This is a genomic window from Microcystis aeruginosa FD4 (assembly GCF_009792235.1).
GTDB lineage: Bacteria > Cyanobacteriota > Cyanobacteriia > Cyanobacteriales > Microcystaceae > Microcystis > Microcystis viridis.
In genome coordinates, this window is the sequence record NZ_CP046973.1 from 2,853,221 (window position 1) to 2,868,547 (window position 15,327).

Sequence of the window (15,327 nt, forward strand, 5' to 3'; positions counted from 1 at the left end):
ATAAAACTGTGATAATTTTTCCGTCAAGGCCTTACTTTTTCTTTTTCTTACCCTTGAGGGAACCATTAATCAAACCATTAAAGCCATAAATTTCTTCAGTTCCCGCAATGGCAACTAATTCCACTTCTTTCGTGTCTCCCGGTTCAAATCGAACTGATGTACCCGCGGGAATATTCAGATGGGTTCCTTTGGTTAATTCGCGCTGGAACTCCAGTGCCTGATTAACTTCATAAAAATGATAGTGGGAACCCACTTGAATCGGTCGATCGCCTGTATTAGCCACAGAAATACGCAGGGTCTCGCGACCGACATTAATCTCGATCGCTCCAGATGGTGTGATAATTTCTCCCGGAATCATAACTGCTAAAAATCTCCTGTTAATGAATGGGATTGTGAACGGTAACTAATTTAGTACCATCGGGAAAAGTCGCTTCGATCTGCACTTCCGTAACCATTTCCGGGATACCTTCCATTACCTCCTCGCGAGTTAATAAAGTCGTGCCGTAACTCATCAATTCAGCCACGCTACGACCTTCCCTGGCACCTTCGAGGATGGCGGCGCTAATATAGGCGATCGCTTCGGGATAATTTAACTTGATACCGCGATTTTTGCGTCTTTCGGCGAGCAGTGCCGCTGTGAAAATGAGTAATTTATCTTTTTCTTGGGGCGAAAGTTGCATAGATAGGCCTTTTTTGACACAGATGCTAGAGTTATTGTAGTTGTTGGCCGGATAGTTGTAGCGATCGAGTTGTGAAAATTTATTAGATCTTCTGCAAAAATCAAAAATCTTCCGTTAGGTGAGGAAACTGCGAGACAGGAGGAGAAAAAAGACAAGAGACAACTACAATATCCATAAAACCTAAGATTATGTCAAATTTATCTGAGGTTTTGGATATTTTGATTCGATAGTCTCAAGATAATATTAGGTTGAGGTCTAATGTTCTGGGAGATTCTTCGTTTCGCTAAGCTCCACTCAGATAGCTGAGGTGTTATCTTAAGGTTTAGCAAAACAATAATTTCCTATTTCATCTCGCTTAAGAGACAATTTTCCAGTTTCATATTCATATACTGGTGACTGAAATTGAGGGAGTCCATCCCTCTCAATAATTTCTCCTTTTTCATTCCGCAATACAGGACATAGGACTAACTTTCCTGTTTGATCAAATACCCATTTGTGTGTCTGGGGATCTCGCAAGGGAAGGGGATAAATAGGTAAGCCGCGAGAACTTTTTAATATTTTGCCCGCTGCATCTTGTAGGGGTTCTAAATAAATCGTTTCTCCTTGTAGATTTTTGGCTATTTCATTGGTCAGCGGGTCTCGTAAAGGAATTGCTTGGTTGGTAGCAAGATCAAGCTGCTGGTGTTCCCCAAAAGCGGGATGTAAACTCGGTAAATTGTCTCCAGTAACTTGAAAGTGTTTAGTATATTGAATGGCTGATTCGGTGAAGCCGTACCTTTTTAATAAAGCGTGAATTCCTGTCTGCTCAATAGAAACTAATAGATCTATATCAGTTACTTGTAATTCTGCTGCTTTCTTTAAAGCTGCGTCAATTAAAAGCTTAATTGTTGGCGGATGCTGGTGCTTTTTTTCCACATATAAACCCAATACTGCTCCAACTCGACGCGGGATAAATGGATTTTCTAGCATCTCCAATTCTTCCTTAATTTGCGGCGGAGGTGCTTCATCATAAAAGTAAATAGAGAGAAATCCAACTAACTCCTGTTCGTACTCTAAAACAAAGCAGAAAGAGAGCGGTTTGCTCAACTGATAGCCGACATATTTGGCAAAATCAAAATCAGATTTAATTCCCATTGACGGATCAGCTTTTTCCCGTTCAACAGCAAAAAAACGCCAGAGAGAAGCGAGTGCGTTTTTATCATTAGGAGTGGCAAGTCGTTGGAGGTAAGACATAAAACTTAGTTTCTTTTTTTATCAAAATTACCGTTAACATTTAAGGCAATTATAACAGCAAAAGACGTTATTAAATTCTTGTTAAAGACTGCTTAAATTCTTGAAGAGAATTGGCGGTAACTGCTAATTGTAGTAGCTCTTCTAAGATAGTAAGGTTAGTAATTTTGTCGATTATCTCTTCAATTTCTGAAGAAATCTCTCCAAATCGCACAGTTAAAACTGTTTTTATGTCATCCCGGCTATTTTCTAACGCCCCAATTTTCCTTCCTCGTAACTCCATATTACTTATTAAAGACATGGTTCTTTCCTCCTCAAATTGTTTGATTTTACTCTCTCAACTTAACTGCAATTCAGTTGATAAAGTCATCATATTGTCGATGATTTCAAACAGCTTAATTATCTGCTCCCTCTCGACCTCTTTCTCATACAACCCCCTGATTAACTTCCATTTCCACTGTTCCCGTTGTGGCAGCTTCCCTGTAGTCGCTTTCGTTTTCAGGTGTGCCATGACTATTATAGCAAAGGGATTGCTACTTGCTTCCGGTTAGTCACTGATAACTGATAACTGGTAACTGATAACAATAGAGTTTGTCAGCGAAACGCTTTTTCAGAAAACGGGTTTCTTCAAGAAACCCGTTTTCTAGGTTAATGCTTCTTTCCAAGGTTCATCATAATTAGCGGTTGTTTGGTTCATTGGAGTTGTCTGCTTACCCGTAGGGTATGAAGCACAATAGCGTAACGCACCGATTTAATAATAGAGGTGGTGCGTTACGGCGGATTGTTGATGCGTGTTTTTTTGACGGAATTGATAGCCGCAAACAGGCAATCTACACTCTTTTGGCATACTGTTTCTTGAGAACAGGTATAACGCCTAGTAGGATAAATAAACCTATATTTAGACTGGGTTCAGGTATAGTTACAGGGTCATTGGCGGGGACAATAGGGACAATTTGAATTAATTGACTTAGATTAGTTGGATCATTAGCGGCTAAGGTTCCATCAGCAAAATTTGTTTGACTCAAATCTACATTTAGGATTAAATTAGAGCTACCTTTTCCGATAACTTGAAAGTGCATTAAGCTAAATTGTTCTAGTTGATTCAGTCCCAAGATTGAACCTAAACCGGCATCAGGAAAAGATGCTCCCCCTAAGTCGGTAATTGTCCCATTAATGTTATTTAAGGTTCCTCCCCGAAAGAGAGTAAAGTTAGCAGTAACTAAGGGACTGTTATCATCAACTGGATTAAAAGGAATGTCAATATTTTGGATTTTGTTGGCTTCAAAATTGAGATTGATAGCACTACCAGTTAATCCGATAGGATTACTATGAATATCCCTCATTAAGACTTGAACAAAAAAGCGATCGCCTATATTTAAGGGATTATTTTGATTAAGGAATCCACTGGGGGTTCCTGCGATGTCTTCCCTCAGATTAAATTCAACGGCTAAATTAGGCATAATTTTCTGTCAATTTGTGAATGGATAAGACTAAATCAGGTTGTAGATTACTCGTGGCACTCGTAGGCTGTGTGAGCGATAGGGTAACGCATAAATTGAATGATAGAGGTGGTGCGTTACAGCGGATTGTTAATTTTATTTTTTTGACCTAACGCACCCTAAACTCTACACTTTTCATTGCTATAAATTAGGTTAGAACAAGCTTAGTCCGTAGTCAGAATTTAAGACTAAGAAGTCACCTAAATTGATTCCACCGTCTCCATTAATATCAGCAGTGGGATCGTATTTAGGACTACCAATACTACTGTTGAAAGCGGCTTGTAATGGTGCTAAGTCACCCCGATCTACTTTACCATTGTAAGTAATATCGCTGTTAAAGGTTGATTTACCAGTTAAGGCGACATTATAGGCTGTGTTATTGATAGCGTTACTGTGAATAACTAAACCATCATTGAGGTTAAAGCTTTCTCGCGCTGCGGTGGGTGCATAAGTTAATTGAACACGCCAAGTTTGTCCCGGATTGAGTAAGATATCTCCCTGACTGAAATCAGCGTTAGTGGTAACATTGGAGGCTTTAACTTCTATGTTGGAAATGGCGAGAATATCTTCGGCGTTAACTCCTGTATTGGTGATGTCAATGTATCGGAATGTATCAGCAAATTTGGGACGAACTAGGTTACTGTTACTCCAACCTTGACGATATTGTGAGAGGGGAGTCCCGAAAGTAATCGCGTTTTTATCAATAGAGATCCCTTGTTCTCGAATATTGGTAACACTGACGGTGAGTTGTTTTTCATAAAATAAACCGCCTTGGTCTGTAGTCTTAACCCGGATACTGTAATTATTCTTAGTTTCGTAGTCGAAAATAGCGTTAGTTTTGAGTTGGTTTCCGTCGATGGTGAAGAGACTGTTATCAGTGGAACCTATACCAGTAACTAAGCCATAGGTGAAGGTATTACCGGTATCGGGGTCAGTAGTGGTGAAGTTACCGATGGGGGTATTGATGGGTGAGTTTTCCGCGACGCTGTTGTTGGATAGGGTGAGATTTGTGGGAGATTCATTGACATCATTGAAGTCACTCACATCAATAATCTGCAATCCGCCTGCACGAGCAGCCACATAGGCATAATTATCGACTACTTTCACATCAAAAGCATAGTCATAGTAGTTTTGATAATTACCTTTTATAGTGGGATTAGTAGGGTTGCTGATGTCGATGATTTGCAGTCCTGAATACCCAGCAGCTACATAAGCATAATTTCCCACTACTTGCACATCAGTAGCTTCGCCAGAACCATAATAACTGCCTTTTAAGGTGGGGGTGGTGGGATTGCTGATGTCGATGATTTGCAGTCCTGAATTATAATCAGCTACATAAGCATAATTTCCCACTACTTCTACGTCACGAGGATAGCCAGGAGTATCGTAAATACCTTTTAATGTGGGGTTGGTGGGATTGCTGATGTCAATGATTTGCAGTCCTGAAAAATAATCAGCCACATAAGCATAATTACCCACTACCTGTACACCATCAGCAAAGCCAGAACTATCATCATAACTGCCTTTTAATGTGGGGTTGGTGGGATTGCTGATGTCGATGATTTGCAGTAATGAATTCCCATTAGCCAAATATGCGTAATTCCCCACTACTTGCACATCAACGACTGCACTAAAATTGTCATAATTACCGATGAAAGTGGGATTATTAGGATTACTGATGTCGATGATTTGTAGTCCTGAACCCCCATCAGCTAGATATGCGTAATTCCCGACTACTTCGATATCCCAAGCGTCGTCAGTATCATAATTACTCTTAAGAGTAGGTAATGCGGGATTGCTGATGTCGATTATTTGCAGTCCTGAATTATAGTCAGCCACATAAGCGTAATTTCCCACTACCTCTACACCAAAAGCCCATCCAGAAGTATCATATTTGCTGATGAAAGTGGGGGTAGGGGGGTTGATATCGTCATTAATTGTTCCCGTCACAGTGGTGGTCGTCCCCACTGTATAACCAGTCCCGGTCGCGAGGGTTAAAGTTACAGTTTCATCCGGGTCAGCCATATTATCTGCTGTCGGGTCAATTGTTACGGTAGCAGTAGTAGCATTAGCGGCGAAAGTAACTGTCCCTGTTGTACTGGTAAAACTGGCTGCACCAGTTTGACTGTAATCTGTATTAAAGGTAGCTGTACCCCCAACTGTATAGTTAACTGTCAAAGCATTGGTTGTTACACCGTCGCGGTAGAAGTAGTAAACTAAGTTGCTTGTCCCATCTTCGGTAACAAGACTAGGAACAACCTGAAGAGTAACACTGGTATCATCATTGAGAATCATCCCCGTCACTGGAGTAGTTGTCCCAACTGTATAGTCAGTCCCAGAAGTGAGGGTTAAGCTGACGGTTTCGTCATCTTCAACTGTGGTATCTGCTGTGGGGTCAATTGTTACAGTTGCAGTCGCAGAATTAGCAGCGAAAGTCACTGTCCCTGTTTCACTTGGGAAACTTGGGAAACTGGCTGCACCAGTTTGACTGTAATCTGTATTAAAGATGGCTGTTTTCCACCAGTCTGTATCATCGACTGTTGTAAAATTGACCGTCAAAAGATTGGTTGTGTCTCCTGTGCGGGTGAAAGTGTAAACTAAATTAGTTGTTCCATCTTCAGTAACACTGGTGCTGGAAACTGCTAAGGTGACACTTGGTAAAGGCGATGGGTTATTGAAGTCGCTCACATCAATAATTTGGAATCCGTCTTCACCAGCAGCTACATAAGCGTAGTTGCCTACTATTTCCACACCCTCAGCATAGCCAGAAGTAATATAATTATCCACAAGGGTAGGAGCGGCTGGATTGCTGATGTCGATGATTTGCAGTCCTGACCCATCAGCTACATAAGCATAGTTGCCTACTATTTGCACATCAGAAGCAAAGCCAGAAGTATCATAATTACTCACAAAAGTGGGAGCGGCTGGGTTACTGATATCGATGATTGTCAGTCCTGACTGCCCATCAGCTACATAAGCGTAATTGCCGACTATTTCCACACCTGAGGCATTGCCATAAGTATCATAATTACCCACAAGAGTGGGAGCGGCTGGGTTGCTGATGTTGATGATTTGCAGTCCTAAAACCTCATTAGCCACATAAGCGTAGTTGCCTACTATTTGCACACCTAAAGCATAGCCAGAAATACCATCATAATTACCCACAAGAGTGGGAGTAGTCGGGTTGCTGATATCGAAGATTTGCAGTCCTGCTGACCAATAATCAGCTACATAAGCGTAGTTACCGACTATTTCCACATCCTCAGCAAGGCCATAAAAAGGAGTATCATAATTACTCACAAAAGTGGGAGCGGCTGGGTTACTGATATCGATGATTGTCAGTAATGAAGACCCATTAGTAGCCACATAAGCGTAGTTACCGACTATTTCCGCATCATAAGCAGAGACAGAAATACCATCATAATCACCCACAAGAGTGGGAGTAGTCGGGTTGCTGATATCGAAGATTTGCAGTCCTGAAGACTCATCAGCTACATAAGCGTAGTTACCGACTATTTCCACATCCTCAGCATTGCCAGAAGGATCATAATTACTCACAAAAGTGGGAGCGGCTGGGTTACTGATATCGATGATTTCCAGTGATGAAACCCCATTAGTAGCCACATAAGCGTAGTTACCGACTATTTCCGCATCATAAGCATAGCCAATACCATCATAATTACCCACAAGAGTGGGAGTAGTCGGGTTGCTGATGTCGATGATGTCGATGATTTGCAGTCCTGACCAATCCAAATAATCAGTTACATAAGCGTAGTTGCCGACTATTTCCACATCATAAGCAAGGCCAGAAGTATCATAATTACCCACAAGAGTGGGAGCGGCTGGGTTGCTGATGTCGATGATTTGTAGTCCACCCCCTCCATCAGCCACATAAGCGTAGTTGCCTACTATTTCCACATCCTCAGCATTGCCAGAAGTATCATAATTACCCACAAGAGTGGGAGCGGCTGGGTTGAAAATGTCGAAGATTTGCAGTCCTGGTGACCAATAATCAGCTACATAAGCATAGTTACCGACTATTTCCACATCATAAGGAAGGTCAGAAGTATAAGCAATATCCACAAAAGTGGGAGCGGCTGGGTTGCTAATGTCGATGATTAGCAACCCTCCATCAGCCACATAAGCGTAGTTGCCTACTATTTCCACATCATAAGAATTGGCAGAAGTATCATAATTACTGACAAAGGTGGGAGTATCTGGGTTACTGATATCGATGATTGTCAGTCCTGAATACAAATCAGCTACATAAGCATAGCTACCGACTATTTGTACATCTTGACCATCGGAAATATCGTAATTCCCCTTGAAAATCGGGTCACTGGGATTACTAATATCAATGATTTCCAGTGTATCCCCCACCGCGTAGGCGTAGTTACCTACTACTGTCACCGCCTTAGCATAGCTTAAACGATCCCACCTTCCAACTAAAGAAAGAGCAAATACTCCCTCATAAGTCGCTAAAGTCTCCCCATCAAACGCCAAGGAAATATTCAAATTTTGCTCACTTTCAGTGCGAGAAACTATTGCCTCTAAATCCCAATCTCCTCCCCATTTACTACTTCCCGTAGGTGTCGCTGAAGCCATCACCGTCGCACCTGTCAACTGATGCAACTTCTCAATAAATTCTTCTCCTGCATCTCCCGCCGCTACCTGACAACCGTACAGTAGAATACGATTAATCTTTGCCCAATTCTGTAACTGTTGGCGGCAATCGTAAATATTTGTTAAATTAAGTTGACAATTCCCTAAATATAAGCATCCTGGCGCACCATGAGAGACGAGGTGAATGGTGGTAATCTGGGGATTTTGTTGTAAAAAAGCGGTGATTTGTTCGATTCCGTCTTCCTTGGCAGAGAGAATAACGGTGGCGACTTCTGGAATTACCCCAGCTTGGAGGGTTTGATAATCGGTAATACCAGCATCGAGGAAAACTACGGACTGGTTGAGATTAGTTTGGCGAGACATAATGCAAGGGTTCCTGGTAAGTGGTGTAGGGTGGACATTGCCCACAAGCTGCTTCAATATTATTTATTCAGTCGAGTCAGCCTGTTTTCCGCAACCGCAGCCAGTCGAGGTTAGGCTTGAAGACTGTCAAATCATCAATTAACCGTCTCTACCATTTTGAAAGCGTTTTTTTCTACCGTCAATAGAATATAAAATATGCTTATCATCAGGTTTATTCATGAATCAGAGAAAATCAAATTAAATTCGGTGCGGTTAAACCTTGATTTCTCGCACCAGCCACCTGATTAACTTGACTCAAGCCATCAGATTGAGCAAAATCAATCGCCATAAGTCCAGAAAACGGGTTTCTTTAAGAAACCCGTTTTCTCGGTTCTCAATTACTCCCTGATAATGACAATTTTAGCGGGTTGTTGCGAAGAGGCGATCACTAACGTCAAAACTAGGCAGTTAAAGTATTTAACCAATTGATTAAATCTTCAACCGTAGAGAAATCGAATAAAGCTTCTGCTAATACTTCGACATCATCAATACTTAACTCCATAATTTTAGTTTCCAATGAAGGATTAATCTCCCCTAACTTTCGGTTAATTTGACGAAGAATCAATGTTTTTTCCCGTTCGATACCGCGTTCAATACCTTGTTCGATACCTTGACGCATCCAACTGGTGGTAATTTGCATAACTCCCTCCTGTACGGGTTGACTAAATGTGCTAATCTCTTCTTGAAATTGTATCTCTTCCACTGGATTTAGATTGAGATATGTATCAATAAATCCGGAAATTAATTGCATTCTCGCCGCATCTAACCTTAAAGTAATTAACAAGCGCAGACATTCCGCCTTAACTTTGGCTCGCTCTTTCTCGGCAATGTTCATCTTGGCCATCAAAGCTGAAGCAACCGGATTCGTCTGATTGAGAAAATCTCGCCAATTTAATCGATTTAATTGCACTACTTGATAGTTAAATTCTAAGACCTTAAAATCAGGAAAATCGACCACATACTGACTAATCGCTTCTCTTTTTGGCTTTGAATAAGAAAAAATTACAATCGGATAAATCGGTAAGACAAATTTCTCATGAAAGCGAGCAAAATAAGTAAACATTCGCCGATTAAACCACTTTCGGGAACTTTCCTGTGCCTCTACATGAATCAGAAAGAAAGATTCTTTTCCGCGAAACCTAACTTGTGCGACTAAATCGCTTTCATGTCTTTCTCCTTCCGTGACATCGGTAAATACTTCTTTGTCTAAAAAAGTAATCGAGTCCCTATCTAAATAATCCATCAATTCAGGAAAAAATAACTCGATAAATTCAACAAAAAAGGTGGAAATTAACTCCTTAAATAAGCGATCATGGTCAATATTATTAGTCATGTAATATCATCTTAACTAATCGGAGCGATGAATGACTACTCTTCTGTATTATATTCTGAAAAGTCGGTTTTGGCAACGGATTGTTATGACCTTACCCCCTAACCTACGAGGAGAGGGGGAACTACGAAAAGAGGGGGATGCTTTCCGCGTTAACCCTTCTTTTTCCACTAAAAACCCCCCCAAAGCAATCTTACCCCTTGTCATGGCGAAGATGCGATCGCTAACATCAAAACTAGGCAGTTAAAGTATTGGCTCTTCTGGTTTTTGTGTGGAAGGAAGAAGAATAGGGATAATTTGGGTGCATCTCAATTTTGTCGAAATATCTAGAGGAGATTTTGGGCGCACGCGGTCATTGGTGTCAACTTAAGCAAGAAGCTTAATTATAAAAAGTAGCTGATTATCCAAGAGGAAGGCAGTAAAAAATGGTAAAATAAGGCGGAGAAGTCAGAGGTGGGTCAGTGAAAAAGCGCTCTAAGCAACGACCGAGAAAACAGGGGAATCCAGATTTGCGGCGACCACATCAATGCCCAAGCCCAGAAATCCCACAAGTAATAGAAGAACTTAAAAAATACCTAGAGCCAAGATTATTTACGCCGCTAAAATATATGCGAGGAAATCATGAAAAAATCATGAGAGATAGATTATTAACCTTACCCGTGGTGGTCGCCTTATTGGTAAGCTTAGTCTATCGCCAGATAGCGGGATTAAGTGAAGCTGTAAGAGTCTTAAAAGAGGAAGGATTACTCTGGGTAGAACCTCTAAAAGTAAGTAAGCAAGCTGTATCCAAAAGATTGATGAGCTTACCTAAGGAAATCTTGGTATTGCTGCTGAGAAATATTTGAGAAAAAAGAAAAGAAATGTCAGGGAAAATTAGCCTAGCTGAGAAATGGCAAAAGGTGAGATAAAAATTCAGTGTTATTTGGATAGCCGATGGCTCAACCCTAGAGCAGCTGAGGAAAAAGCTGAAAGCTTCCGAGAAAGAATCTGGGAAATTGGCTGGAAGAATAATGATGATTGTTGAGGCATTTACGCAAGTACCTGTGACAGGATGGTATCAGAAAAATGAGAGATGTAACGATAAAGTATGGGCAGAACAATTAATAAATGAGCTACCTACATCAGGCTTGCTAGTCGTTGACCTAGGCTTTTTTAGTTTTCCGTGGTTTGACCAATTTACTAAGGAAGGAAAATATTTTCTTACCCGCATGAGGGGGAAAACATCTTACCAAATAAAGCAAGTTTTGTCCGCAGGAAAACTTTACCGAGATGAGATTATTACCCTCGGTCAGTATCGCCCTAATCCTTGCCATTCGACCGTCAGATTAGTCTCAGTTCTTTGGGGAAATACTTGGTATGATTATTTGAAAAATGTGCTTGATTCTGAACAACTATCTGCTGAGGAAGTTGGTGATTTGTATAGAAGAAGATGGCAGATAGAAGAAGCTTTTCTCTTAACTAAGCGACTCTTAGGACTGGCCTATTTATGGGTTGGACACACTAACGGCGTACAAATCCAAATTCTCACTACCTTGATTTTCTATACTGTTCTCACTCAGATAGTTCAAGATGTGGCTGTAGCTCTCCATCAGCCGCAAGAAAAAATTTCTGTCGAGATGGTTTTTAGAAGCCTTTACTATGTAGCGAAGGCTTTCTTTCGGGGCGAAAACCCAGATGTAATAAGCTATTTAGCCGAACGCGCTCAACTTTTTGGACTGATTAAAGCTGAACGTCAGCGACATCGAGAGAAAGAGGCTCTCCATCGACAAATATGGGAACCTCTTCCCTTAAGTTGACACCAATGGCACGCGGTGCGCCCCTACCATTGGCGCAATCATATTATTGTAGGGGCGAATTGCCTTCGCCCTCTTTGAATAACTGCTGCTGCTCACCAATAGGTGAGGGAAAGTCACATATAGGAGATGCAGCCGATAATTTTCGGGAAATATAGTCTTTAAAGCCTTGTCTGGCAAGACTCCTACGAATGATCAGCACTGATTATCACACAAAGTCGAGGAGAGCCAACTAACTAACTAATTAACTTAAAACTTACATCTGATAACTGATAACTGATAACTGATTAGCGGGTAGAGATTTGGATCGTTTCCGGTTTGCTTAAATCGCCGGTAATAGTTAAACTGCGCCGATTAGCGTTGAGATGACGGACAATTTTATAGATAGCTTCAACTTGGTCACTAGCGCCGATTTTGGCTGCTAGAGTGGCTAGGTCAAGAGAAGTCCCCGTTTCCCGAACAACTTGCACGATTTTTCTTTGTAAATCCAGAATGGAAGCGGCGGCTTTTTTCCCCGCTTCTACCCCGGGTTGATGGTAGGCGTTAATGTTAACTAAACTAGCATAGAAACTAACGGCCCGTTCGTAGAGGGCGATTAAGGCCCCCACCTGACGAGGAGTAACCTCTGGGATCGTGATAGTGATAGAGTGGCGACTATTTTCGTATAAAGCTTGTCGAGTACCTTGCAGTAATCCTGAGAGGAAATCGCCAGCAGTGGAGCCGGTTTCCACTTCGATGGAATCTCCTTGCCGGTCTTTTAACACTTCAATAAAAGTAGCGAAGAAATTGGGAACACCTTCGCGTAATTGTTGGACGTAGGCGTGTTGGTCGGTGGAACCTTTGTTACCATAGACGGCGATACCTTGGTACACCGTCTTACCATCGAGGTCTTTTTCTTTACCGAGGGACTCCATTACCAGTTGTTGCAGATAGCGGCTAAAGAGATAGAGACTGTCTTTGTAGGGCAGAATCACCATATCTTTCTCTCCCTTGCCGTTGCCCTCATGATACCAAGCTAGGGCTAGTAGGGCGCTAGGATTTTTTTTCAGGTTATGGATGCGGGTGGCGATGTCCATTTCTTTGGCCCCGGCTAACATTTCATCAATGTCGATACCCTGCAAAGCGGCCGGGAGAAGACCGACGGCGGATAGTTCTGATGTACGACCACCGACCCAATCCTGCATGGGGAAACGAGTTAGCCAATCTTGAGCGTATTTGTCCAGTTGGCTACCAGGCATGGTGACGGCGACCGCGTGTTGCGGAAAGTCTAAATCTTGTTGTTCGTAAGCGTTGCGGACTTCTAACATTCCGTTTCTCGCTTCGGGAGTGCCGCCGGATTTACTGGTGACGATAACGAGGGTGGTAGCTAGGGGTAAATGGGCTAGGGTGCGATCGATGCCTTTGGGGTCGGTATTATCAATAAAAGCAATCTCTAAGGGGGGAAAATCGGGCGCTAGAGCCGAACCGACGAATTGGGGACCCAAAGCAGACCCCCCGATGCCTACACAGAGAATATGGCTAAATTTTTCTTGATCAGGCGGTTTAATTGCTCCGGAGTGAATTTTCTTGACAAATTCTTTAATCTGTGCTATGGGTTCGGTGATTTCGGCCTGCAATTCCTGGTTAGGAGCGAGTTCAGGAGCGCGCAGCCAGTAGTGGCCGACCATACGCTGTTCGTCGGGATTGGCGATCGCACCCTGTTCTAAAGCTGTCATATCTTGGAAAGCGCGCTCAAATTTTGCTTCTAGACCTTTGAGAAAAGCCTCATCGAAGGGAATCCGACTGACATCGAGATAAAGTTCTAGGTTAGGGTGATAGTATAACCAATCTTGGTAACGTTGCCAGAGTTGCAGATTATCCATAAAAAAAAGCGAAATTTTTGTTTAATTACTCGTTTAGGAGAGATAAGATTCTATCCTCTCCAATCATCATACAGGTAGTTTTAGACTAGAAGATGACGGTTAAGCATATATTAGGGGTTGGCAAAATGTTAACAGTGACGGAACTATCCCCTAATTGTTCGGTTTGCTGGTGTTGGCTGTTGATTTTTTAACCGGTCCTATGGCTATTTACTCATCCCCTCTCAAAATCGGTAATTTAGAAGTACATAGCCGCGTCTTGCAATCACCTTTATCCGGTGTCACCGATTTAGTTTTTCGGCGCTTGGTGAGACGCTTTGCTCCCGATTCGATGCTCTATACGGAGATGGTTAATGCGACAGAAATCTCCCAGCTGCGAGAGTTACCGCAATTAATGGTTATCGGGGACAAAGAACAACCAATTAGTATGCAATTATTTGATTGCCGTCCCGATTTTATGGCTGTGGCGGCGGAAAAAGCGGTTAAGGAAGGAGCAATGACCATCGATATTAATATGGGTTGTCCTGTTAATAAAATTACTAAAAAAGGCGGTGGTTCTTCACTTTTACGACAGCCAGAAATTGCCGAGCAAATTGTTAGGGAAGTGGTGAGAGCGGTATCGGTGCCGGTAACGGTGAAAACTCGCTTAGGATGGAACGCTCAGGAGATTAATATTATCGATTTTGCCCGTCGTTTGGAAGATGCGGGAGCGCAAATGTTGACCCTGCACGCACGCACTAGGGAACAGGGTTATCACGGGCCAGCCGATTGGCAATGGATTAAACGGGTGAAGGAGGTTTTATCGATTCCTGTCATCGCTAATGGCGATATTGTTTCTGTGGAAGCGGCGATTAATTGTTTGGAATTTACCCGGGCCGATGGGGTGATGTGTTCGCGGGGAACCCTCGGTTATCCCTATTTGGTGGGGGAAATCGATTATTACCTCAAAACAGGCAAAAAGTTGCCGAAACACACCTCTATTGACCTGTTAAGCCTAGCTAAAGAGCATTTACAGGGGCTATGGCTATATAAGGGACAACGCGGTATCTGGCAGGCGCGGAAACATTTGGCTTGGTATTGTCAGAATTTTACTGGTGCGGCGGTTTGGCGCGATCGGTTTTCGCGGATTGAATCGGTAGGGGAAGGCTGTGATTTAATTGATAGAGTTATTGCCCAATTAAACCTTGAAAAGGAGAATATTGACAGATAACGATCGCACTGACCCGCTATCATCAACCTTGAATAATATTATTAGTCTAACTCTCGGTCGGGTGCAGTGATTGGTTAGATCGCTCCTAATTCTTACCTAGAATCTTGTCATACTCGGAGTGCGACCCAACCCAGAACCAAACTATCTTTTCTTCATCTGACTTTTTAATCCCTAATGCTCGCCATCCAATGCCGACTCTGACTGACCAGATTTTTTCTCTTGGTTTCACCTCTTTGAACTCTAGGCTGGGGTGAAATGGATTTTCTTTCCAAATCTCGTAATTTTTCTTGGCTGTTTCTTGTACCCTTTGCGGCAAACTTAGAAAAAGTTGACGAAACCTCTTGGTTCTGGCTGACTTTATTCTTCCCCAAAGCCTTTATCTTCTGTTCTCCCCTCTTGTTCTTCTATAAGGGCTTCCTGTGCCATTGTTATTAAAGCTCCCAATTCCAGATCCTCGTTGGCAAGGCTTTGCTGCCATTTTAATTCACTTTCAATGTCTTCCAGCAATTGTTGAGCAAGTTCATCTTGAAGATGCTCTGGCAGTTTCTGGATTTCTGTGAATGCTTTTTGCAACAGAGTAGTCATGTTTTGTTGATGTTTTACGCGCATTGGACTATTTTACTACTTTTTCTACTCTTGCAATTCAACTATTAATTAGGGTTTGCGGCAAAAAGTTATTGAAAAGTACAGGTCTCTTAATC

At 42.2% G+C, this 15,327-nt stretch carries 11 protein-coding genes and 2 pseudogenes; 3 read left to right on the top strand and 10 right to left on the bottom strand.

Going from position 1 to position 15,327, the window contains the following annotated elements; all coding sequences use genetic code 11:
- Positions 1 to 31: 31 nt before the first annotated feature.
- From ureB to GQR42_RS14515, 7 genes and pseudogenes are all read right to left on the bottom strand, one after another.
- A complete protein-coding gene (ureB, locus tag GQR42_RS14485; RefSeq protein WP_158200485.1) occupies positions 32 to 358 on the bottom strand; it encodes an urease subunit beta in 327 nt (108 codons plus the stop codon).
- Between the two features lie 19 nt (positions 359 to 377).
- Positions 378 to 680 (bottom strand): urease subunit gamma, encoded by a 303-nt coding sequence (gene ureA / locus GQR42_RS14490; protein WP_151696325.1) that lies wholly within the window; start codon positions 678 to 680, stop codon positions 378 to 380.
- 315 nt (positions 681 to 995) lie between these two features.
- Positions 996 to 1,913, bottom strand: coding sequence for a GNAT family N-acetyltransferase (locus GQR42_RS14495; protein ID WP_158200486.1), 918 nt, complete (start codon positions 1,911 to 1,913; stop codon positions 996 to 998).
- Positions 1,914 to 1,983: 70 nt separating this feature from the next.
- Positions 1,984 to 2,454: pseudogene (locus GQR42_RS28830) on the bottom strand (hypothetical protein); the annotation flags it as partial.
- Positions 2,455 to 2,740: 286 nt separating this feature from the next.
- Complete coding sequence (locus GQR42_RS14505) at positions 2,741 to 3,370, bottom strand: PEP-CTERM sorting domain-containing protein (RefSeq protein ID WP_158200487.1); 630 nt, start codon at positions 3,368 to 3,370, stop codon at positions 2,741 to 2,743.
- Between the two features lie 192 nt (positions 3,371 to 3,562).
- Complete coding sequence (locus GQR42_RS14510; protein WP_158200488.1) at positions 3,563 to 8,395, bottom strand: DUF4347 domain-containing protein; 4,833 nt, start codon at positions 8,393 to 8,395, stop codon at positions 3,563 to 3,565.
- 439 nt (positions 8,396 to 8,834) lie between these two features.
- On the bottom strand, positions 8,835 to 9,767 hold the full coding sequence (locus GQR42_RS14515; protein ID WP_158200489.1) for a DUF4351 domain-containing protein: 933 nt from the start codon (positions 9,765 to 9,767) through the stop codon (positions 8,835 to 8,837).
- 31 nt (positions 9,768 to 9,798) lie between these two features.
- Between GQR42_RS14515 and GQR42_RS14520 the strand changes: the two genes are divergently transcribed.
- Together GQR42_RS14520 and GQR42_RS14525 are read left to right on the top strand one after the other, a co-directional pair.
- Positions 9,799 to 10,011 carry a hypothetical protein gene (locus GQR42_RS14520; protein ID WP_158200490.1) on the top strand — a complete coding sequence of 71 codons (213 nt, stop codon included), beginning with the start codon at positions 9,799 to 9,801 and terminating at the stop codon, positions 10,009 to 10,011.
- A gap of 214 nt (positions 10,012 to 10,225) precedes the next feature.
- Positions 10,226 to 11,560, top strand: a pseudogene (locus tag GQR42_RS14525) (IS4 family transposase).
- Positions 11,561 to 11,844: 284 nt separating this feature from the next.
- Here the strand turns inward: GQR42_RS14525 and GQR42_RS14530 are convergent.
- Positions 11,845 to 13,419: a glucose-6-phosphate isomerase gene (locus GQR42_RS14530; protein ID WP_158200491.1), complete on the bottom strand. Its 1,575-nt coding sequence runs from the start codon at positions 13,417 to 13,419 to the stop codon at positions 11,845 to 11,847.
- A gap of 199 nt (positions 13,420 to 13,618) precedes the next feature.
- Between GQR42_RS14530 and dusB the strand changes: the two genes are divergently transcribed.
- A complete protein-coding gene (gene dusB, locus GQR42_RS14535) occupies positions 13,619 to 14,626 on the top strand; it encodes a tRNA dihydrouridine synthase DusB (RefSeq protein ID WP_158200492.1) in 1,008 nt (335 codons plus the stop codon).
- A gap of 85 nt (positions 14,627 to 14,711) precedes the next feature.
- On the opposite strand, the gene GQR42_RS28835 is transcribed toward dusB, so the two are convergent.
- Together GQR42_RS28835 and GQR42_RS14545 are read right to left on the bottom strand one after the other, a co-directional pair.
- Positions 14,712 to 14,987 carry a ParE family toxin-like protein gene (locus tag GQR42_RS28835; protein ID WP_046660479.1) on the bottom strand — a complete coding sequence of 92 codons (276 nt, stop codon included), beginning with the start codon at positions 14,985 to 14,987 and terminating at the stop codon, positions 14,712 to 14,714.
- Entirely contained in the window at positions 14,984 to 15,211 is a 228-nt protein-coding gene (locus tag GQR42_RS14545; protein ID WP_158202483.1) for a hypothetical protein, read from the bottom strand. The genes GQR42_RS28835 and GQR42_RS14545 overlap by 4 nt, the downstream gene beginning before the upstream one ends.
- Between the last annotated feature and the right edge of the window lie 116 nt (positions 15,212 to 15,327).